Source organism: Antarcticimicrobium luteum (assembly GCF_004358185.1).
GTDB lineage: Bacteria > Pseudomonadota > Alphaproteobacteria > Rhodobacterales > Rhodobacteraceae > Antarcticimicrobium > Antarcticimicrobium luteum.
The window spans coordinates 60,455-82,023 of sequence record NZ_SMUV01000074.1 but is presented as its reverse complement, the minus strand read 5'-3'; the positions used below and the strand labels follow the sequence as shown (position 1 = coordinate 82,023).

Below are 21,569 nucleotides of genomic sequence, written 5' to 3'. Positions count from 1 at the left end.
GATCGCAGGCGGCCTCTTGCCCTCCTGTTCGCCACGCCCTACCAAGCGCGCATGAGACTTCTGTACCTTGGTGACGTGATGGGCCGCGCGGGCCGCACGGCGATTTCCGAGACCCTCCCGCGCCTTCGTGACGACTGGAAGCTCGATTTCGTCGTCGTCAATGGCGAGAACGCCACCAACGGCATGGGGCTGAGCGGCGATCACGCCCGCCTGCTGCTGCAGGCCGGGGCCGACTGCATCACGCTGGGCGATCACGCCTTCGACCAGAAGGACATGATGCAGGCGATCGACCGCGAACCGCGCATCATCCGCCCGATCAATTTCGCCAAGGCGGCGCCGGGCAAGGGCTTTCGCCTGTTCGACGCGCCCGGCGGGCGCAGGGTGCTGGTGGCGCAGGTGCTGGGCCAGGTGTTCATGAAGCGTCCCTTTGACGATCCCTTCTCGGCGATCGAGCCGGTGCTCAAGGCGCATCCGCGCGGCGGCATCGCGCAGGCGGTGATCGTCGATATGCATTGCGAGGCGACCTCGGAAAAGATGGCGATGGGCCATTTCTGCGACGGCCGCGCCAGCCTGGTGGTGGGCACCCACACCCATGTGCCGACCGCCGATGCCCAGATCCTGCCCGGCGGCACCGCCTATCTGACCGATGCCGGCATGTGCGGCGACTACAATTCGGTCATCGGAATGGACAAGGTCGAACCGCTGCGCCGCTTCATCACCGGCATGGGCAAAGAGCGCTTTTCGCCCGCCGGCGGCCCGGCCACGTTGTCGGGTGTCTTTGTCGAGACAGACGACCGCACCGGTGCCGCGAAACAGCTGCGCATGGTCCGCATCGGCGGACGGCTGGAACAGGCGGCGCCCTGAACGCAGGCGGCATCCTGAACGCAGGCGAAGCGGCGCCCGCTTTCGGCCCCTGCGACGCCATGAACCGCTTGCTCCGCCCGGCACGATCGGTGAAAGTGGGCGCCGGTCCGATCCGGGCCACCCTGGTTGAAGCGAAAAAGCACATATCATGCCGTTCTTTGTCCTGTCGGAAACCGCTGGCGCTTTTCTGACCCTGATCATTGTCGCCGGCATGTTCGTGCTGTTCCTGCGCGAGATCTTTCCGACCGAGGTTGTCGCCATCGGCGGCGTGGCCACGATGCTGGTCACCGGCGTGCTTCCCTATGAGGCGGCGCTGCCGGTGCTGGCCAACCCGGCGCCCTGGACCATCGCGGCGATGTTCATCATCATGGGCGCGCTGGTGCGCACTGGCGCGCTCGACGCCTTTACCAGCCTGGCCCAGACCCAGGCCAGCACGCGGCCGCGCTTCGCCATCGCCCTGCTGATCGGCTTTGTCCTTCTGGCCTCGGCCGTGGTGTCGAACACGCCGGTGGTGGTGGTGATGATCCCGGTGTTCATCCAGATCTCCCGCACCCTCGACGTTTCGGCCAGCAAACTGTTGATTCCGCTCAGCTACGCCGCAATCCTGGGGGGCACGCTGACGCTGATCGGCACCTCGACCAACCTGTTGGTCGATGGCGTCGCGCGCAGCCACGGGCTGCCGGCCTTCTCGATCTTCGAGGTGACGCCGCTGGGCCTGGCGCTGGCGGCTTATGGCATGATCTACCTGCGCTTTGTCGCGCCGCGCCTGCTGCCCGAGCGCGACAGCATGGCCAACCTGCTCAGCGACAAATCGAGGATGAAATTCTTCACCGAGGCGGTGATCCCCCCCGAAAGCAACCTGATCGGACGCGAGGTTCTGGGGGTGCAGCTGTTTCAGCGCGACGGCGTGCGGCTGATCGACGTCATTCGCGGCGATCAGTCGCTGCGCCGCGATCTCCAGGGGGTGGTGTTGCAGGTGGGCGACCGGGTGGTGCTGCGGACTCGGATGACCGAACTGCTCAGCCTGCAGCGCAACAAGGAGCTCAAGCGCGTCGACCAGATCTCGGCGGTGGAGACCACCACGGTCGAGGCGCTGATCTCGCCGGGCTGCAAGTTGATCGGGCGCAGCCTGGGGGCCATGCGCCTGCGGCGTCGCTACGGCGTCTATGTGCTGGCGGTGCACCGCCGCAACCAGAACATCGGCCGTCAGCTCGACGATCTGGTGGTACGGGTGGGCGACACCCTGCTGCTGGAGGGGGCGCCGGGCGACATCCAGCGGCTCGCCGCCGAGATGGAGATGGTCGATGTCTCGCATCCCTCGGCGCGGGCGTTCCGGCGCGGTCATGCGCCGATCGCCATCGCGGCGCTGATCGGCATCGTCGCGCTGGCCGCCTTTGGCGTGGCGCCGATCCTGTTCCTGTCGGTGCTGGCGGTTGCCGTCGTGCTGCTGACCCGCTGCATCGACGCGGACGAGGCGTTTTCCTTTGTCGACGGACGCCTGCTGGCGCTGATCTTTGCCATGCTCGCCATCGGCGCGGCGCTGGAAAGCTCGGGCGCGATACGTCTGATCGTCGAGGCCATTTCCCCCTACCTGGGCAGCGTGCCGCCCTTCCTGGTGGTCTGGGCGATCTATCTTCTGACCTCGGTGCTGACCGAACTGGTGTCGAACAACGCGGTGGCGGTGGTGGTGACCCCGATTGCCATCGGACTGGCCAGCGCGATGGGGATCGACCCGCGCCCGCTGGTGGTGGCGGTGATGATCGCCGCCTCGGCCAGTTTCGCAACGCCGATCGGCTATCAGACCAACATGCTGGTCTATGGGCCCGGCGGCTACAAGTTCACCGACTTCATGCGCGTCGGCATCCCGCTGAACCTGACGGTGGGGATCCTCGCCTCGATCCTGATCCCGCTGATCTGGCCGCTCTAGCGGCGCGGGCCCGGCGCGGGGCAAGCGCCCGCGCCGCTGCCACCCAAAGCGGCGTGCACAGGGCGCGGATGCGCTTGAGCGGGCGCTCGAACAGCGCCGCGAAGGCAAAACAGGTGCCCAGCGTCAGCCCCAGAAGCCACAGGTCGTAGCCGGGCAGCGTCTCGGGCAGGGTTGCGTCGAGCAGGTGCAGCGTGGGGTAATGCACCACGTAGATCGAGAAACTGGCGCCCGCGACCCAGCGCACCGTGCGCGCGGCGATCCCCGGCACCGTGCTGGCGCGACCATCGGCGATGTGGCGGACCCCCAGCAGGTGCAGGGCCACGCAGGCGCCGATCACGGTGTTCCACAGAACCTCGTCCGAATAGGCCAGCAGGGCGTGATGGCTGACCGGCGCGAGCGCATGGATCGTCACCAGCGTCAGCAGACGGTCCAGCCCGGCGATCTTCAGCAGGATCAGGCAGCCGACCGGCAGCAGCGCCAGCGGCCAGGCCCGCGCCGGGGCGATCCGCGCCAGACGCCCGCCCAGCGACCAGACCGCGACGCCCATCAGCCAGGCCGGCAGCAACGCCAGCACCGGCAGCCCCACCACCAGCGCGATCAGCGCCAGCATCACCCAGCGCAGCGCCCCACGCAGGAACAGCGCCGCGCCGAACAGCATGTAGAACCCGACCTCGTAACTCAGCGACCAGAGCGGCCCGTTGGTGCCCAGCCGGACCCGCTCCGTCAGCCCCTGCCACTCGTTGGAAAAGCTCAGCCCGCGCGCCAGAAACTCCCACAGTGGCAGCACCCCGTAGTAATCCGCCGGATAGGCGCTCATGTCGATGCGCGTGCCGATGGCGTCAAAGGCCAGCGTCAGCACCAGCGCGGGGATCAACACCGAGTACAGCCGCGTCACGCGGTTGAAGGCGTAGCGGCCCAGCGACCCGTCACGCCCGGCGGTATAGGCGATCACCACGCCGGAGAGCACGAAGAACACGATCACCGCGTCCGATGCGATGTTGATCTCGCGCAGAAAATAGTAGTCGCCGCCGGTGAACCGGATATGCGCCATATGCCCGAACAGAACGCAGAGCGCCGCCGCCGCCCGCAGCGTGTCGAGCCAGAGCGAGAATCCCGGCGTCATCGCGTCCTCCAGCGGCGCGCCGTTGCGCCGGGGCAGCCGGGCGCTCAGCGCCTCCCAGCTTTCGGCAAAGGGTTTGAACAGCGCCTGTCCCAGCGTCTGGTGGGGCTGCTCCGTCCGCTGCCCCGCGGCGTCGGCGATGCCGAATGTCAGCGTCTCGCGGCTGCGGGGCACGTAGAGCGTGCCGAACATCCAGTCCCATAGCGCGAAGATCGCGCCATAGTTCTTGTCGTGGTGCCTGACGTCCACCGAATGGTGCACCTGATGCTGGGCGGGCGAGATCAGGATATGCTCCAGCACATACCCGTAGCTCAGCCAGATATGGCTGTGGCGCAGGTTGGCCCCCAGCGTGTTGAACAGGAAATAGAGCGCATTGGCCCCGGCGATGGTCACCAGGTCGATCCGCCCCACCAGCAACACCAGGATCAGCGCCTGCACGACGCCGACCAACCCGCTGATCAGCAGGTTGCGGACGATGGATTCAACCGGATGTGCCCGCATCACCGTCAGCGGCGTCAGCACGTCCGCCGAATGATGCACCGCGTGGAACGGCCAGAGCAGCTTCCATTCATGGTGGATGCGATGGGCCCAGTATTTGCAGAAATCCGACGCCATCACGATCAGCACCGTGGCCGCCAGACTGCGGCCCCAGGTGATCGGCAGCCCGCCCTCTGCGGCGCCGCCCAGCAGGCCCAGCACCCAATGCGCCACCGCAGGGGTGAACATCAGCGCCCCGAAGACGCCCAGAAAACTGGCCAGATTGTGGGTCAGAAACAGGCCTATATCCAGCAGGTTCGAGCGGTGCCGGTAGACCGCGCGCGGCAGCAGCCAGGACAGGAACGGCGCCGGGCGCCCGCGCGCGAGCCAGATCGCGCCCGCCAGAACGACGGTGCAGCAAAGGTAGAACGCTGATACCCGGACCTGCATGCTGAACGGCAAGCTTAGCAGGTACTGCCCGAATGCGATAATGATCTCCATGGACCTGGTCCCGCTTTGTCCTTAGCCGCAGGCTAGCGGGGCAATCGGGCCAGATCATGGCGTGATTGTGGGCCAGGCGTGGGCAGCCGATCCCGCGGCGATGATTCCACGCCGTTGTTTTTCCCCTGTGGACCGGTGCCGGCGCGCTGCTACTGTGCCGGCGCGGCGCAGGATGAGCGCTGGACTGAAGGAGCCCGCCGATGACCGGACATGACCTCAGGATCGCCGGACTCATCGCCGCGCTGGTGGTGGCCCTTGGGCTGGCGCTGGGCTATGGCGCCGGGCTGCTGGTGGCGCGCCGGGGCGATCTGCCCGGCGCCCCGGCCCAGTCGCCGGCGGGCTTTACCGCGCCGCAGGCCGAAACGCTGCCCAACCCCGCCGGAGGCAGCCTGCCGGGTTATCTCGATGTCTACGTCAACGATTATGCCGATCTGCTGGACGCCGGGGCCGAGACGCGCATCCGCGACGATCTGATCGGGTTATACGACCGCACCGGCATCGAGATGACGGTCCTGACCATTCCCAGCCTCAGCGACTACGGCCATTACGGCCCAATCGAGCCCTTCGCCACCGCGCTGTTCAACGCCTGGGGCATCGGTAACGCGGCGCGCAACGACGGGGTTCTGGTGCTGGTCTCGCGCTATGACCGCAACATGCGGATCGAGATCGGGTCCGGCTATGACCCATCCTGGGATGCGCGGATGCAGCGGGTGATCGACGACGGGTTCCTCCCCGATTTCCGCGATGACGCCTATCAGGCGGGGATCGAGACCGGGGTGGACGAGACCATATATGAGATCACCGGCCATTACCCCGGCACCTATGACGCCGGCACCTTTGCTCAGGGCTGGGGCTGGATCTTCCGCCAGCTCGGCGCGCTGGGCAACTGGCTGTGGGGGCTCGTCGCCGCGCCGCTGGCGGCGGGCGGTTTCTGGCTGCGCCGCTATCTGCGCCGCCGGCCGCGCCCTTGTCCCGAGTGCGGCACGCTGATGCAGCGCATGGGCGAGGAGGCCGACGACGAACATCTCGACGGCGGCCAGACGCTGGAGGAGTTTCTGAAATCGGTGGATTACGATGTCTGGGCCTGCCCGAATTGCGCCCATATGGACATCCTGCGTTACCGCAACTGGTTTTCCGGCTACGGCGCCTGTCCGAAATGCAACTATCACACGCTCTCGACCACGACAGAGGTCTTGCGGGCGGCCACCACGAGCAGCACCGGGCAGAGACGGCTGACCTATGACTGCAAGCACTGCGGCTATCACGATACCGAACTGCGGACGATCCCCAAGGTCTCGAAATCCTCCTCCGGCTCCAGCCGCTCCTCCTTCGGCGGCGGCTCGTCTTCTGGGGGGGGCGCGAGCGGACGCTGGTAGCCAGGAAACCTTGTGACAGGCGCCTGACCCGAACCGTTAAGCTCTCTGCGCGGCTCGCTCTGCGGGATGCGCGCAGGGGCTCTCAGGCCACCACCTCCGACCGCCCCGCATTGCGCCCGGAGAAGATACAGCCGCCCAGGAACGTCCCTTCCAGCGCGTTGTACCCGTGATAGCCGCCGCCACCGAACCCGGCCGCCTCTCCGGCCGCGAACAGGCCCGGAACCGGCTGCCCGTCTGCGCCGATCATCTGACTGTCGAGATTGGTCTGCAGCCCGCCCAGCGTTTTCCGTGTCAGGATATGCAGCTTGACCGCGATCAGCGGCCCGTTCGCCGGATCTAGAAAGCGGTGCGGTTTCGCGGTGCGGATCAGCCGGTCACCGCGATAGTTGCGCGCGGCCAGAATCGCCATCATCTGCGCGTCCTTGGAAAACGGGTTGTCCACCTGCGCGTCCCGCGCCGCGATCTGGGCGTAAAGCGCGCCGGGATCCAGCGGCACCTCGCCCAGCTTGTTCATGCCGGCGACCAGCTGATCCAGCGTGTCGGCCACGACGAAATCGGCGCCATGCTTCTTGAACGCCTCGACCGGCGCCGGCGCGCCGCCGCCCGACAACAGCCGCGCGCGGATCACCTCGCCCCATCTGCCCGAGGTCAGATCCGGGTTCTGCTCCGACCCGGACAGCGCGAATTCCTTTTCGATCACCTTCTGGCTCAGCACGAACCAGCTGTAATCGTACCCCGTCCCGAGGATTTCGCGCAGGGTGGAAAGGGTGTCGAACCCCGGCAGGCAGGGCGGCGGCAGACGGCGGCCGGTGGCATCGAACCACAAAGACGACGGCCCCGGCAGGATGCGGATGCCATGTTCGGGCCAGATCGGATCCCAGTTGCGCACCCCTTCGGTGTAATGCCACATCCGGTCGCCGTTGATCACATGGCCGCCGGCGGCCTCGGCGACGGCGATCATCCGCCCGTCCACATGCGCTGGCACGCCCGCGATCATGGTCTTCGGCGGCTCGCCCAGCCGGTCGCCCGGCCAGGCGCGGCGGACCAGGTCGAAGTTGCCGCCGATCCCGCCGGAGGTGACGATGACCGAGGGCGCATAGACCTCGAACTCGCCGACCTCGTCGCGGTTGGTCCTTGCGCCCCGCGTGGCGCTGTCGGGGGCCAGAACCTCGCCCGAGACCCCACGAACGGCGCCGCCCTGCAGGATGATGTGGCTGACCTGATGGCGGAATTTCAGCGCGATGCGCCCCGCCGCCACATGCTCGCGCACCCGCCGCACAAAGGGGGCCAGCGTGCCGGGGCCGGTGCCCCAGGTGATATGGAACCGCGGCACCGAATTGCCGTGACCGGTGGCATAGGCGCCGCCGCGCTCGGCCCAGCCGACCACCGGGAACCAGCGCAGCCCCATCGCCCGCAGCCAGGGCCGCATCTCGCCGGCGGCAAAATCGACATAGGCCTCGGCCCATTTGCGCGGCCAGGCATCCTCGCTCCGGTCGAACTGGGCACTGCCCATCCAGTCGCCCAGCGCCAGATCGCGGCTGTCGCGTACGCCCATCCGCCGCTGCTCGGGGGTGTCCACCATGAACAGCCCGCCCAGCGACCAGAACGCCTGTCCGCCGAGGAACCGCTCCGGCTCCTGGTCCAGCACGATCACCCGTTTGCCGCGATCCCCCAGTTCGGCGGCGGCGGCCAGCCCGGCCAGCCCGCCCCCCACCACGATTGCATCGGCGCTGTCCATGGCCTGTGCCCTCTCCCTGTTTCAACCAGCTTAGAGCGGCGGGGCGCGATGGGGCAACGGCGCCGGGGGCGGTTGACGTGGGGTCGCTGCGCCCCGGCCGGGTGGCGGCGCGCGCCGGGCGGTTTGCGCGCCCGCGGCCGATGCTGTACGGCAGGCGCCGAAGGCAACGACCTCACCCCGAACGGGGCGACAGGTCCGGGACGGCCCGGCGTATTGAAAACAAAGGATGCAGCATGCCTTGGATGCTTCTTTTTCTCGCCGGGCTGACCGAAATCGTCTGGTCTTTCCTGATGAAACAATCGCTCGGGTTCACGCGGTTCTGGCCGACCGTGGGAACCCTGACCTTCATGGCCTGCAGTTTCGCGTTGCTGTCGGTCTCCATGAGAACGCTGCCGCTCGGCACGGCCTATACGATCTGGACCGGCATCGGCGCGCTCGGGGCCTTCCTCGTCGGGGTCGTGTTCCTTGGCGAACAGCTGAGCGCCGGCCGGGCGATCGCGGCGCTGCTGATCCTCGGCGGCATCGTCCTGATGAAACTGTCCTCAACCCCCTGAGGGCGGTGGGCCGCGACGCCGCCGCGCAGCTCACATCGGCCAGAACACCAGGATCGCCGGGATCGACACCGCGATCACCAGCACCTCCAACGGCAGACCCATGCGCCAGTAATCGCCAAAGCGATAGCCGCCGGGGCCGAGGATCAGGGTGTTGTTCTTGTGCCCGATCGGCGTCAGGAACGCGCAGGAGGCCGCCACCGCGACCGCCATCAGGAACGGGTCGGGCGAGACCCCCAGCGCGCGGGCCATCTCGATACCGACCGGGGCGGCGACGATGGTGGTGGCAGTGTTGTTCAGCACATCCGACAGCGACATGGTCACCACCATCAGCACCGTCAGGATCGCCCAGGCCGGCAGCCCGCCGGTCAGCGTCACCAACTGCCCGGCCAACATCTCGGTGCCGCCGCTCGCCTCCAGCGCCTTGCCCAGCGGGATCATCGAGCCCAGCAGCACCACCACCGGCCATTCGATCTGATCGTAGAGCTCGGACAGCGGCACGATGCCGGTCAGCACATAGGCCACCACCACCAGCCCCAGCCCCACCGGCAGCGAAATCCAGCCGAGGCTTGCCAGCAGAACGGCGGCGGCGAACAGCCAGATCGACAGCCACGACTTGCTCTCCTGCGTGATCGCCAGCCCGCGTTCGGCCAGCGGCAGGCAGCCCAGCCAGCTGGCGACCTGGCGCCCCGAATCCGCCGGCGTCAGCAGCAAGAGGATATCGCCCGGCTGGATCTGCGCCTGGCGCAGATGTTCGGTGATCCGCTGGCCCTGGCGGGAAATGCCCACGATCACCGACCGCTGCCGCCAGTGCAGCCCCACCGCCAGCGCCGAGCGCCCGGCGATGCGGGCGTCGCGCGGCACCACCACCTCGGTCAGGGTCAGCCCCTCGGCATCGCCCTCGATCACGTCGCGGCGATCGGCGTCGGTATAGGAAAACCCCAGGGTCGAGCGGAACGTGTCCAGCGCGTCGGGCTGCGCCTCCAGGATCAGGATGTCGTCGGCCTGAAGATCGGTGTCGCGCGAACTGCCATAGCGGCGGCGGCCGCCGCGGATCAGCCCGAGAATCGTCACATCGGTCTCATCCGCCGTATCGTGCAGATCGCTCACCCGCTTGCCGATCCAGCCATTGCCCTCGGGCACCGCCAGTTCGGCGATATAGGCCGAGGTTTCGCGCAGCTGCGCCGCCGGGTCGCTCTCCCGCGCGCTCCTGGGGATCAGCCGCCAGCCCACCACCGTGACAAAGATCAGCCCGGCCGCCGCCGTGATCCCGCCCACCGGGGCGAAATCGAACATCCGGAACGAGGCGCCCAGCTGCTCCTCGCGGATCGCGGCGATGATGATGTTCGGCGGCGTGCCGATCAGCGTGACCATCCCGCCCAGGATGGTGGCGAAGGACAGCGGCATCAGCGTACTGCCCGGCGGCCGCTTGGCCTTGCGCGCGGTCTGAATGTCGACCGGCATCAGCAGCGCCAGCGCGGCGACATTGTTCATGAACCCCGACAGCACGGCGCCCAGCCCGCCCATGAAGGCAATGTGATGGCTGACCGAGCGGGTGCTGTCGATCACCGTGCGGGTGATCAGCTGCACCGCGCCCGAGCGCATCAGCCCTGCCGAGACCACCAGCACCAGCGCCACGATGATGGTGGCGTGATGGCCAAAGCCGGCAAACGCCTCTTCCGCCGGCACGATGCCCAGCACCACCCCGACCAGCAGCGCCCCGAAGGCCACAAGATCATAGCGGAACCGGCCCCACAGCAGCAGGACGAAGACGGCGAAGAACAGGGCGAACAGGAGGATCTGGTCGGATGTCATTGCCTCAGCTTACCCGTTGACGGGGCAGGGGCAAGCGCCGCTTGAACAGGGGCGGGGCAAGCGGCTATATGGGCGCCAACCCAGCAATCAGCACGAGGATGCACAATGGCCGGCCACTCAAAATGGGCAAATATCCAGCACCGCAAGGGGCGTCAGGACGCCGTTCGCGCCAAGCTGTTTTCCAAGCTCAGCAAAGAGATCACCGTTGCGGCCAAGATGGGCGACCCCGACCCGGACAAGAACCCGCGCCTGCGGCTGGCGGTGAAAGAGGCCAAGTCGCAATCGGTCCCCAAGGATGTGATCGAACGCGCGATCAAGAAATCGCAGGCCGGCGAGGGCGACGATTACGAGGAAATCCGCTATGAGGGCTATGGCCCGAACGGCGTCGCGGTGATCGTCGAGGCGATGACCGACAACCGCAACCGCACCGCCTCCAGCGTGCGCTCCACCTTCACCAAGAACGGCGGCAACCTGGGCGAGACCGGCAGCGTCGGCTTCATGTTCGAGCGCAAGGGCGAGGTGAGCTATCCGGCCTCTGTCGGCGACGCCGACACGGTGATGATGGCCGCGATCGAGGCCGGCGCCGAGGACGTGGAAAGCTCCGAAGACGGCCATATCGTCTGGTGCGCCGACACCGACCTGAACGAGGTTGCCACCGCGCTGGAGACGGATCTGGGCGAAAGCGAAAGCACCAAGTTGGTGTGGAAACCCACCACCACCACCGAAATGGACCTCGAGGGCATGCAAAAGCTTATGAAGCTGGTCGAGGCGCTGGAGGATGACGACGACGTGCAGCGCGTCACCACCAATTTCGAGGCCACCGACGAGGTGATGGAACAGCTCTGAGCGGTTCTGCCCGGGAGATTAAAAAAGCCGCCCTTCGGGGCGGCTTTTGTGTTCTGCGTGGCCCGCCAGGCAGGCCGCCTCAGAAAAAGCTGGCGATCTCGTCCAGCGGCTTCTTGATCTTGGCGACCTCGGGCACGGTGGCGGTCTCGGCCGGGTGGCCGATGGCGATGATCATCGTCGGCTTTTCCGAGGCCGGCCGCCCCAGAGCGTCGTTCAGGAATTTCATCGGGTTGGGCGTATGCGTCAGCGTCGCCAGCCCGGCATGATGCAGCGCCGCCAGCAGAAAGCCGGTGGCGATATTGACGCTTTCCGGCACATAGTAGTTCTTGTAGCGGGTGCCGTCCGCGAACTCTCCCCAGCGCTGGGCAAAGACCACGATCAGCCAGGGCGCGACGGTCAGATGCGGCTTGCTCGCGTCGGTTCCGATCGGCTCCAGCGCCTTGATCCACTCGTCGCCCGCGCCGCCCTCGTAGAAGCGCTTTTCCTCCTCCTCGGCCTCCTCGCGGATCCGCGCCTTCAGTGTCGGGTCGGAGATCGCGGCGAAATGCCAGGGCTGGTGATTGGCGCCCGAGGGGGCGCTGCCGGCGGTGCGGATCGAGGCCTCGATCACCTCGCGCGGCACCGGGCGCGGGTCGTAATCGCGCACCGAATGTCGCCGGCGCATGGTGTCGTAAAACGCCCGCGCCGCGGCGATCATCTCGGCGTCGGTCATCTCGCTGCGGTCTGGCAGCGGCAAGGCGCGATAGCTCAGCGTCTCTTTGGCGAACATCCGGTCTCCTCCCTCCATGTCTCAGGCCCGCTCTCAGGCGGGCACCAGCACATCCCGTGCGGCGGCGCGCACCGCCCGGGTGACCGGCTCCAGCGCCCCGGTCATCGCCCGGCTATGCTGCCAGGTCAACGGCACATCCATCACCTGATCGTGACGCAGCGGCACCAGTCGCCCCGCGCGCAGCGCCCCCTCCACCAGCGGCAGCGGGTTCATGCCCCAGCCCAGCCCCGCCTCGGCTGCGGCGACAAAGGCGGTTGAGGAGGGCAGGAAATGCGTCGGCGGGGCCAGACGCGCGCCGGTCGCCTGTTCGATCCAGCGTCGCTGCAACCCGTCCTTGGCGTTGAAGGTCAGGCAGGGCGCGCGCGCCAGCGCCTGCGCCGTCACGCCGCCGGGAAACCAGCGCGCCATGAAATCCGGGCTGGCGGTGGCGACATAGCGCAGCGCGCCCAGCGGGTGGGCATCACAGCCCGACACCGGCCGGCCCAGGGCGCAGACCGCCGCGCTCACCGCACCGCGCCGCAGCCAGTCGGCGCTGTGTTCCTCATCGTCGATCACCAGATCGAACAGCATGTCGGGCACCGCCGCCATTGCGTCCACGAACCAGGTTGCCAGACTGTCGGCGTTGATCGCCAACCGCAGCCGCGCAGGCCCCGGCGCCGCATCGAGCGCCAGGTCGCGGCTGAGTTGCGCCTCCAACAGCCCAACATCTTCGGCGTGCTTGGCCAGGCGCGACCCGGCGGGGGTGCCGGTGCAGGGACTCGCGCGGTTGACCAGCGCCACGCCGACCCGCTCTTCCAGCGCCTTGATCCGCTGCGACACCGCCGAGGGGGTCACGCCGAGATCGGCGGCCGCGGCCTCGAAGGCGCCGTGGCGCAGCACGGCGGCGAGGGCGGCGAGATGGGGGGCGTCGAATTGCATTAGACTGACTAAACTCAGTGCAAAAACTTTAACTGGATTAAGCCGCTTGCCCGGCCTAGTCAAACCCGGACGACCCAGTTCACGGAGCGTACAGTTTGACCGCCTTTTTCCCCGGTTTCGCCCTCAGCTTCTCGCTGATCCTCGCCATCGGCGCGCAGAACGCCTTTGTCCTGCGCCAGGGGCTGCGGCGCGAGCATGTGCTTGCCGTCGTTCTCACCTGCGCCCTGTCGGATGCGGTGCTGATCGCCGCCGGGGTCGCCGGGATGGGGCGGCTTGCCCAGGCGCTGCCCTGGTTTTCGCCGCTGATGCGGTTCGGCGGCGCGGCTTTCCTGATCTGCTACGGGGCGCTGAACCTGCGCACGGCCTGGCGGGGCGGCTCCGGCCTCACCACGGAGCCGGGGGCTGGGTATGCGCTGCCACGGACGCTGGCCACGCTGCTGGCCCTGACCTGGCTGAACCCGCATGTCTATCTCGATACCGTGGTGCTGGTCGGCTCGATCGCCGCCCAGTACGATGACCGGATCGGTTTCGGCGCCGGGGCGGTCACCGCCAGCCTTACCTTTTTCGTCGCCCTAGGGTACGGCGCACGGCTGCTGGCGCCGCTGCTGGCCCGGCCCGGCGCCTGGCAGGCGCTCGACGCGGGGATCGGGCTGACCATGTGGGCGATCGCGGCGAAACTAATTCTCATGTGACGGGTTGTACGCCGCGCGGATTGGGTGTTGAACCGTCGGGACATGTCACATCCGCGTCTTGACCCCGCCCCGGCCCGGCCCGTTGCAGGCATCCTGTGGATGCTGTTCACGGGCCTCTGCTTTGTTGCGGTGACCGCGCTGGTCAAGTTTCTGGGGCCGCGCATCCCGGCGGCCGAGGCCGCCTTTCTACGCTATGCGCTGGGTCTGGTGTTTCTGCTGCCGATGCTGCGGCCGATGCTCAACACCCGCTTCACCGGCCGCCTCGTGGGCCTCTTCGCGTTGCGCGGGGTGCTGCATGCGGGCGGGGTGATGCTGTGGTTTTTCGCGATGACGCAGATCCCGCTGGCTGAACTGACCGCGCTCAACTACCTTTCGCCGGTCTTCGTCACCATCGGCGCGGCGGTGTTCCTGGGCGAAAAACTGGCGATCCGCCGCATCGCCGCCGTCACCGTCGCGCTGGTCGGCGCGATCATCATCCTGCGCCCAGGTTTCCGTGAGGTGTCGCCCGGCCACCTGGCGATGATCTGCACTGCGACGGTGTTCGGCGGCTCCTACCTGCTGGCCAAGGTTCTGGCCGACGAGGTCAGCCCGTCCGTCGTGGTCGGCATGTTGTCGATCTGGGTGACTGCGGGGTTGGCCCCCTTTGCCGCCGCGGTCTGGGTCGCGCCCAACCTGCACGAACTGGCGATCCTGTTTGCCGTGGCCTGTTTTGCGACCACCGGGCATTTCACCATGACCCTGGCCCTGCGCGCCGCCCCGATCATGGTGACCCAGCCTGTCACCTTCCTGCAGCTCGTTTGGGCCATGCTGCTGGGCGCCGCGGTGTTCGGCGAATCGCTGGATGTCTGGGTGGTGTTCGGCGGCGGGCTGATCCTGGCCTCGATCACCTTCATCACCTGGCGGGAGGCGGTGGTGCGGCGCCGCTCGATCACCCCGATCACGCCGGCGACCAAGGTCTGAGAGGGTTGCCAGCGCCGCGCGCCGCCGCTTAACCTGAGCCGCGAGGGTCTCAGGGGGGTAGGATGAAGGCGTTTTCAACAGCGATCGCAGTGCTTTGCGGTCTGGCCGCGGGGCCGGCGCTGGCCGATTTGCGGCTGTGCAACGAGGCCAGCGCGCGCCATTCGGTCGCCGTCGGCTACAAGTCCGGCGATCAATGGATGTCCGAGGGGTGGTGGAACATCGATCCGGGCAAATGCGCGACTGTGATCAGCGGCGATCTGAAGTACCGGTTTTTCTACTATCGGTTGCTGGCCAAGGGCCGCAGGTTCGAACATGAGGGCTATGGATTCTGCACCCGGACCTCGGCCTTTACCATCGAGGGCGACAAGAATTGCGCCGACCGCGGCTATACCAATTCGGGATTCCGCCAGATCGACGCCGGCGACGCGCGCGATTTCAGCTTCTCCTTCACCGATGCGGTGAGTGTGACGGAACCGGTCGAGGCCGCGCCGCCCGCCGCCCCCCGGGCCGAGGCGGCGGCCCCCGCCGAGGCCCCCGGCACCTGGGGTGAGCCCTATGCCTCGGGCGCTGCGCTGTTCCAGGACTGCGTCAGCGAGACCGAGGCGCCGTTCTGCACCTTTCACGCCGACGGCACAAAATTCTTTGTCTACGATGACGGCCGGACGCCCGCCGGGGTGTTTCGGGCGATGCGCACCTACCTGCCCGGCACCCCGATTGAGGTGCGCGGCGATCTCGAGGCGATTCATGACCGCACCGCGGACATCGTGCTGCGCCGGGTGATCCCGCGCGCCTACGACACCTGGGACAATACCCTGAGCCGGATGCAGGGCACCTGGTATTCGGTCGACGATCCCAATTCACAGTTCAACATCATCGGCTCGGAGCTGGAGAATATCTATGACGGGGCCTTTGGCGCGCGGGAATACCTCAGCATGCGCGACACCTGCGAGCATTTCGATGGCGGTAATATCCTGGTGCGGATGGACGAGGAAACCGGCGATGTCATGTGCTATTCGATCGAGGAACTGGGCGCCTTCAACATGCTGCTGATGTATCTGCCGCGCGCGAATTTCCACGAATTCCGCAAGCTCGACTAGGCCGCCGGAGCGGGCGGTGCGGGTTCTTGATTGACGGGTCAGCACACGATCACTAGCGTCGGTCCGCTATCCAACATGCGAGGGCGCGATGCCGAAACTGGGAATGGAACCGATCCGCCGCGAGGCGCTGGTGCGCGCCACCATCGCCGAGTTGGGCAAGGCGGGCACGCTGGATGTGACCGTCAGCCAGATCGCCCGGCGCGCCGGGGTCTCCAGCGCGCTGGCGCATCACTATTTCGGCGGTAAGGATCAGATCTTTCTCGCCGCGATGCGCCGCATTCTGGCGGATTTCGCGGTCGACGTGCGGCGGGAACTCGATGGCGCCGCCGCCCGTGACCGCGCCGCCGCCATCGTGCGGGCCAGCTTCTCGCGCTCCAGCTTCACGCCCGAGGCGGTCGGCGCCTGGATGTGCTTTTACGGCATGGCGCAAAAGAACGCCGAGGCGCTGCGGCTCTGGCAGATCTATCACCGGCGGCTGCGGTCGAACCTGATCCACGCGCTGCGCCCCTATTGTGCCGGACCGGAGGCGGCGGCCGATACGCTGGGCGCGCTGATCGACGGGCTCTACATCCGCGCCGCGCTGGACCCGGGCCTCAGCCCGGAGGACGCGCTGGCGCAGGCGCTGTCGGTGCTCAGGGGGCTGTGCAGCGGGGGGCGGTCGTGACCCGTCCCAATATCCTGATCCTGATGGTCGATCAGCTGAACGGGACATTGTTTCCGGACGGACCCGCCGACTGGCTGCACGCGCCCAACCTGAAGGCACTGGCGGCGCGCTCGACCCGCTTTGCCAATGCCTATACCGCCTCGCCGCTCTGCGCGCCGGGGCGGGCCAGCTTCATGTCCGGGCAGTTGCCGTCGCGCACCGGCGTCTACGACAACGCCGCCGAGTTCCGCAGCGACATTCCGACCTATGCCCACCACCTGCGGCGGGCGGGCTACTACACCTGCCTTTCGGGCAAGATGCATTTCGTTGGCCCCGATCAGCTGCACGGGTTCGAGGAGCGGCTGACCACCGATATCTACCCCGCCGATTTCGGCTGGACGCCCGATTACCGCAAGCCGGGCGAGCGGATCGACTGGTGGTATCACAACATGGGCTCGGTCACCGGGGCCGGGGTGGCCGAGATCAGCAACCAGATGGAGTACGATGACGAGGTTGCGTACAATGCGACCGCGAAACTCTACGATCTGGCGCGCGGCAAGGATGACCGTCCCTGGGCGCTGACGGTCAGTTTCACCCACCCGCATGATCCCTATGTCGCGCGGCGGAGGTTCTGGGATCTCTATGAGGATTGCGCGCATCTCACCCCCGAGGTGCCGGCAATGGACTACGCCGATCACGACGCCCATTCGCGGCGCATCTTCGACGCCAATGACTGGCGCAGCTTCGACATCACCGAGGATCACATCCGCCGGTCGCGCCGCGCGTACTTTGCCAATATCTCCTATCTCGATGACAAGATCGGCCAGATACTTCAGGTGCTGGAGGACACGCAGCAGGAGGCGATCGTCGTCTTTGTTTCCGACCACGGCGACATGCTGGGCGAGCGCGGACTGTGGTTCAAGATGAGCTTTTTCGACGGCTCCTCCCGCGTGCCGCTGATGATCTCCGCGCCGGACCTGCCCGCGGGGCGGATCGACGCGCCGGTTTCAACCCTCGACGTGACGCCGACCCTGGGCGCGCTGGCGGGTGTGCCGATGGATGAGCTTGCCCCCTGGACCGATGGCGAAAGCCTGGTGGATCTGGCGCAGGGCGGGGAACGGAGCAGCCCGGTGGCGATGGAATATGCCGCCGAGGCCTCCTGTGCGCCGCTGGTCTCGCTGCGCTATGGCAAGTGGAAATACAACCGCTGCGCGCTGGACCCCGACCAGCTCTTCGATCTGGAGGCGGACCCGCAGGAACTGACCAACCTGGCCGGGGCGCCGGAGCACGCCGGCACCCTGCAAACGTTGCGGGCCAAGTCCGAGGCGCGTTGGGATCTGGACAGATTCGACGCCGAGGTGCGCGCCAGCCAGGCGCGCCGCTGGGTGGTCTATGAGGCGCTGCGGCAAGGGGGATATTACCCCTGGGATTATCAGCCGCTGCAAAAGGCCTCCGAGCGTTACATGCGCAATCACATGGACCTGAACGATCTGGAAGAGAGCCAGCGCTTTCCGCGCGGGGAGTGAGGCGGGACCGGGCGGGGCCGGGCGCGCATGCCCTGAAAAAACATGCCGGGGCCGGGGGCGATTGATCCGCGTCAATGTGGTGGACACGGGCGCCCCATAGGGTATAGCGCAACGCGATATTCAAGGAGCGAACAGATGACCCATACCCCCCACGAACTGGCCGAGGAATTCCCCGAACAGGCCGCGATGATCAGCGAGCTGAAGCAGAGCGACGCGCATTTCGCCAAGCTTGCGGACGAGTACCACGAGATCAACCGCGCCGTGCACCGCGCCGAGACCAACGTGGAGCCGGTCGAGGAACTGGCCGAGGTCGAGATGCGCAAGGCCCGCGCGGCGCTGAAGGACCAGATCTGGGCGATCCTGTCCAAGGCCTGAACCGATCCATCCGCAGGATGTGCAGGGGGCGCTTCGGCGCCCCCTTTTTTTTCGTTTGCCCGCCGCGTCGCGCCGGGTGCCCCCTGTCCGCAGGCCGCGTCATCGGCTAGGCTGCCGCCAGGGAGTCTGAAACGAATGAGGCTGGCGATGGGCCGCGACACATATCTGATCACCGGCGAGGACATCGAGGCGATGGAGGGGCTGAACAAGACCCATTTCCTCAACCCGAACGCGCAGCGCATCAACAAGTCACTGGGCGATGCGACCGGCCTGACCGGGCTGGGGTTCCACATCATCGAGGTCGCGCCGGGCTTTGACACCACCGAGCATCACATGCACCACTTCGAGGACGAATGCGTCTATGTGCTGGCCGGCCGGGGCACGGCCTATCACGGCGACGAGGCGGTGGAGATCAAGGCCGGCGATTTTCTGGGGTATCGCAAGGGCGGGCTGGCGCATTCGATCACCAACACCGGCGACGAGGTTCTGCGCTGTATCGTGGTGGGCGAGCGGCTGGCGCACGACGTCGGCGATTATCCCCGGCTGGGCAAGCGGATCTATCGCAATGACGGGATGCCCTGGGATCTGGTCGATCAGGGCGCGATCGACCATCCGGGCGGAAGCGTGGGAAAGAAATGACCGCGCCGCCCGGGCGCGCTCAGTTCACATCATAGGGCAGCACGCCGCGCTGATTGGCGTCGATGCTCAGCCGCCGCTCCAGCGGCGGGACCGAGCGTTGGTGGCAGGTCTTGCGCTCGCAGATGCGGCAGGAGATGCCGATCGGCTCGAAGGCCTCGGCATTGGTCACGTCCAGCGTGTCGGCATAGACCAGCGCGGGGGCGTGGCGCACCTCGCAGCCCAGCGCGATGGCATAGCGGCGCACCGGCGCGCCGAAGCTGCCGCCGGGTTTGGACACGTCGCGGGCCAGGTTGACATAGCGCACCCCGTCCGGTGTCTCGGCCAGCTGCCGCAGGAACCGGCCCGGGGTTTCAAAGGCGCGGTGCACGTTCCACAGCGGGCAGGCGCCGCCGAAGCGGGCGAATTGCAGCCGCGTGGCGCTGTGCCGCTTGGTGATGGTGCCGGCCTGATCGACCCGGGCGAAGAAGAACGGGATGCCCTTGGCGCCGGGCCGTTGCAGGGTGGAGAGCCGATGCGCGACCTGCTCGAAGGAGGCGCCGAAACGCGCGCTGAGAACCTCGAGATCGTGGCGATGGGTCTGGGCGGCCTCGAGAAAGGCGCCATAGGGCATCAGGGCGGCGCCGGCAAAGTAATTGGCCAGCCCGATCTTGGCGATGGCGCGGGCCTCGTCGTTGCGGAACCGGGCGAAATCCAGCGTCGCCTCCAGCAGTTTGTCCTGTTTGAGCAGCGCCAGTTGCAGCAGCGTCTGGAACAGGCGGGTTTCCGGGCTGGCGCGGGTCGAGAGCCGCAGCAGCCCGGTCGCGGCATCGAACTGGCGCAGCGGCGCGATATCGGCCAGCTCGATGCGGATGCCCATCCGCTCCAGCACCGATTGCGCGGTCTCGCCAAGGCGGCCGGGCCCGGCGCCCCGGGTGGCGAAATTCTCCGCCGCGCGGTCCACCGCGTCGATATAGTTGTCGCAGTAGTGGAAGAAATCGCGCACCTCTTCCCAGGGACTGGCCTGCAACCGCGCATCCTCGCGCCCCAGTGCCTCGTCCAGCGAGGCCAGCCGTTCGTGGGTCTGCCGATAGCTGCGGTGCAGGGCGAGAAAGGCGCGCGCCAGCGCCGGCGCGTTCGAGGCGGCCAGCCGAAGATCGGCCAGTGGCGGGGCGGCATCGGCAAAGACCGGATCGGCCAGCGCCTCGCGCATGTCGCTGACCAGCCGTTCGCTGTCGCCGGTGGACAGTTCGGTCACATCCATGCCGAACTCCTGCGCCAGCGCCAGCACCACGGTGGTGCTGACGGGGCGGTTGTTGTTCTCCATCTGGTTCAGATAGGGCAGCGACACGCCCAACTTGGCCGCAAAATCCTTTTGCGTCAGACCAAGCCGCGTGCGCATCTCGCGCAGTTTCGCGCCGGCATAGAGTTTCTGGGTGGCCATGGGGTGCCTTTGCAGTTTCGCTTTTCCGAGAGATTAGGTTTGCAAACCGTCCCGGGCAAGCCCCGCCGCGCCGCTAGAGGCCCAGTTGCCGTTCCCGGGCGATCACCAGCAGGATGGAGGCGATCCCCAGCGCCGAGACCACCAGCATGATGACGAGCAGCGGCCAGGCGCCCGAGGCCGGGGTCAGCAGGGCGCCGGCCAGCGCGCTGAGCCCGGCGCCGCCGCCCAGCATGGTCGCGCCGCTGAGACCCGAGGCGGTGGCGGCCAGATGCGGGCGCACCGAGAGCGAGCCGGCGGTGGCGTTGGGCAGGGCCATGCCGTTGCCGAGGCCGACGAAGGTCATGAACCCGAAGAAGGTCTCGACCGAGCCGGCCCCGGCGGCCATCACGATCAGCGACACCGACACCCCGCCGGCGCAGACCAGGCAGCCCCAGAGCACCATGCGGTTGATCCCGACCCGCACCGAGAATCGTCCGGAGAGGAAATTGCCGATCAGGTAACCCAGCGCGGGGGCGCCGAAATAGATGCCCAGCACGCCGGGGTCGAGGCCATAGACCTCGGTGCCGACGAAGGGCGCGCCGCCAAGGTAGGCGAAAAAGCAGCCCGCGGAGAAGGCGGCGGCCATCGTATAGCCCCAGAACCGCGGCGAGCGCAGCAGCTCGGGGTATTCGCGGAACTGGGCGATCAGGCCCTTGCCGCTTTTCTGCGCGGTCTCGCCGAAATCGGCATAGGTCAGCGCCAGCGTCAGCGCGCCGACCAGCAACAGCAACCAGAAATTCGCGGTCCAGCCAAAGAACTGGTCGAGGAAGCCGCCGGCAATCGGCCCCATCATCGGCACGATGGCCATGCCCATGGTGACATAGCCGATCATGCTGGCGGCGGTATCCTGCGGATAGATGTCGCGCACCGCGGCCCGGCCCAGCACCATGCCCACCACCACAACCGCCTGGCACATGCGGAACAGCAGGAACACCTCGACCGTGGGGGCAAAGATGCAGCCCAGCGTGGCGATCAGGAAAAGCGCCAGCCCCCACAGGATCACCGGCCGCCGCCCCATGCTGTCGGCCACCGGCCCGATCACGAGTTGCACCACCGCGTTCACACCCAGATAGAGCGCGACGGAAAGCTGCATCAGCCGGTAGTCGGTCTGAAAATACTCGGTCATGCCCGGCAGGCTGGGCAGAAAGATGTTCATGCCCAGTGCCGACAGGCCGGACAGCAGGATCAGAGTGCCGATATGGGGGGGCGTTCGCGGCGGCGCTTTGCGCGCATCGCGCCCGGCAGGCCCCTGTCGCTGTACCATTTGGTGCCGTTG

Annotated in this window: 19 protein-coding genes; 12 read left to right on the top strand and 7 right to left on the bottom strand. The window is 67.3% G+C overall.

Features of this window, described 5'->3' with window-relative positions; all coding sequences use genetic code 11:
* The first annotated feature begins 51 nt into the window (after window positions 1–51).
* Window positions 52–864 (top strand): TIGR00282 family metallophosphoesterase, encoded by an 813-nt coding sequence (locus E1832_RS20460; protein ID WP_133361643.1) that lies wholly within the window; start codon window positions 52–54, stop codon window positions 862–864.
* 148 nt (window positions 865–1,012) lie between these two features.
* Window positions 1,013–2,791 carry an SLC13 family permease gene (locus E1832_RS20455; protein WP_133361642.1) on the top strand — a complete coding sequence of 593 codons (1,779 nt, stop codon included), beginning with the start codon at window positions 1,013–1,015 and terminating at the stop codon, window positions 2,789–2,791.
* Here the strand turns inward: E1832_RS20455 and E1832_RS20450 are convergent.
* Complete coding sequence (locus E1832_RS20450) at window positions 2,712–4,889, bottom strand: sterol desaturase family protein (protein WP_133361641.1); 2,178 nt, start codon at window positions 4,887–4,889, stop codon at window positions 2,712–2,714. The two genes, E1832_RS20455 and E1832_RS20450, sit on opposite strands and share 80 nt — an antisense overlap.
* Before the next feature lie 200 nt (window positions 4,890–5,089).
* Between E1832_RS20450 and E1832_RS20445 the strand changes: the two genes are divergently transcribed.
* Window positions 5,090–6,265, top strand: a complete 1,176-nt coding sequence (locus tag E1832_RS20445) for a TPM domain-containing protein (RefSeq protein ID WP_133361640.1) — start codon at window positions 5,090–5,092, stop codon at window positions 6,263–6,265.
* 82 nt (window positions 6,266–6,347) lie between these two features.
* Here the strand turns inward: E1832_RS20445 and E1832_RS20440 are convergent, their stop codons facing one another.
* A complete protein-coding gene (locus tag E1832_RS20440) occupies window positions 6,348–8,003 on the bottom strand; it encodes an FAD-binding dehydrogenase (protein WP_133361639.1) in 1,656 nt (551 codons plus the stop codon).
* A gap of 233 nt (window positions 8,004–8,236) precedes the next feature.
* Here E1832_RS20440 and E1832_RS20435 point away from each other — a divergent pair, with 233 nt between their 5' ends.
* Complete coding sequence (locus E1832_RS20435) at window positions 8,237–8,557, top strand: DMT family transporter (RefSeq protein ID WP_133361638.1); 321 nt, start codon at window positions 8,237–8,239, stop codon at window positions 8,555–8,557.
* A gap of 30 nt (window positions 8,558–8,587) precedes the next feature.
* Here E1832_RS20435 and E1832_RS20430 read toward each other — a convergent pair whose 3' ends face one another.
* Window positions 8,588–10,369 (bottom strand): SLC13 family permease, encoded by a 1,782-nt coding sequence (locus E1832_RS20430; RefSeq protein WP_133361637.1) that lies wholly within the window; start codon window positions 10,367–10,369, stop codon window positions 8,588–8,590.
* Window positions 10,370–10,474: 105 nt separating this feature from the next.
* Here E1832_RS20430 and E1832_RS20425 point away from each other — a divergent pair, with 105 nt between their 5' ends.
* Window positions 10,475–11,215, top strand: coding sequence for a YebC/PmpR family DNA-binding transcriptional regulator (locus E1832_RS20425; RefSeq protein WP_133361636.1), 741 nt, complete (start codon window positions 10,475–10,477; stop codon window positions 11,213–11,215).
* Between the two features lie 79 nt (window positions 11,216–11,294).
* Here the strand turns inward: E1832_RS20425 and E1832_RS20420 are convergent, their stop codons facing one another.
* Both E1832_RS20420 and E1832_RS20415 read right to left on the bottom strand, forming a co-directional pair.
* A complete protein-coding gene (locus E1832_RS20420) occupies window positions 11,295–11,984 on the bottom strand; it encodes a nitroreductase family protein (protein WP_133361635.1) in 690 nt (229 codons plus the stop codon).
* Window positions 11,985–12,017: 33 nt separating this feature from the next.
* The gene (locus E1832_RS20415; protein WP_133361634.1) at window positions 12,018–12,902 is read right to left on the bottom strand and encodes a LysR family transcriptional regulator ArgP; all 885 of its coding nucleotides are present in this window, start codon (window positions 12,900–12,902) and stop codon (window positions 12,018–12,020) included.
* 95 nt (window positions 12,903–12,997) lie between these two features.
* On the opposite strand from E1832_RS20415, the gene E1832_RS20410 reads away from it, so the two are divergent.
* The 7 genes from E1832_RS20410 to E1832_RS20380 all read left to right on the top strand — a co-directional run bounded on the left by E1832_RS20410 (window position 12,998) and on the right by E1832_RS20380 (window position 18,834).
* Window positions 12,998–13,594: a LysE/ArgO family amino acid transporter gene (locus E1832_RS20410; protein ID WP_133361633.1), complete on the top strand. Its 597-nt coding sequence runs from the start codon at window positions 12,998–13,000 to the stop codon at window positions 13,592–13,594.
* Window positions 13,595–13,636: 42 nt separating this feature from the next.
* Complete coding sequence (locus tag E1832_RS20405) at window positions 13,637–14,554, top strand: DMT family transporter (protein ID WP_245514070.1); 918 nt, start codon at window positions 13,637–13,639, stop codon at window positions 14,552–14,554.
* A gap of 62 nt (window positions 14,555–14,616) precedes the next feature.
* Window positions 14,617–15,651 carry a DUF1036 domain-containing protein gene (locus E1832_RS20400; protein WP_133361632.1) on the top strand — a complete coding sequence of 345 codons (1,035 nt, stop codon included), beginning with the start codon at window positions 14,617–14,619 and terminating at the stop codon, window positions 15,649–15,651.
* 88 nt (window positions 15,652–15,739) lie between these two features.
* On the top strand, window positions 15,740–16,315 hold the full coding sequence (gene betI, locus E1832_RS20395) for a choline-binding transcriptional repressor BetI (RefSeq protein ID WP_133361631.1): 576 nt from the start codon (window positions 15,740–15,742) through the stop codon (window positions 16,313–16,315).
* On the top strand, window positions 16,312–17,820 hold the full coding sequence (betC, locus tag E1832_RS20390; protein WP_133361630.1) for a choline-sulfatase: 1,509 nt from the start codon (window positions 16,312–16,314) through the stop codon (window positions 17,818–17,820). The genes betI and betC overlap by 4 nt, the downstream gene beginning before the upstream one ends.
* Window positions 17,821–17,955: 135 nt before the next feature.
* Entirely contained in the window at window positions 17,956–18,195 is a 240-nt protein-coding gene (locus E1832_RS20385; RefSeq protein WP_133361629.1) for an HP1242/YdcH family protein, read from the top strand.
* 147 nt (window positions 18,196–18,342) lie between these two features.
* Window positions 18,343–18,834, top strand: a complete 492-nt coding sequence (locus E1832_RS20380) for a cupin domain-containing protein (protein WP_133361628.1) — start codon at window positions 18,343–18,345, stop codon at window positions 18,832–18,834.
* A gap of 19 nt (window positions 18,835–18,853) precedes the next feature.
* Here the strand turns inward: E1832_RS20380 and E1832_RS20375 are convergent, their stop codons facing one another.
* Complete coding sequence (locus E1832_RS20375; protein ID WP_133361627.1) at window positions 18,854–20,254, bottom strand: helix-turn-helix domain-containing protein; 1,401 nt, start codon at window positions 20,252–20,254, stop codon at window positions 18,854–18,856.
* A 73-nt stretch (window positions 20,255–20,327) separates the two neighbouring features.
* On the bottom strand, window positions 20,328–21,557 hold the full coding sequence (locus E1832_RS20370) for a multidrug effflux MFS transporter (RefSeq protein WP_133361626.1): 1,230 nt from the start codon (window positions 21,555–21,557) through the stop codon (window positions 20,328–20,330).
* Window positions 21,558–21,569 lie beyond the last annotated feature (12 nt).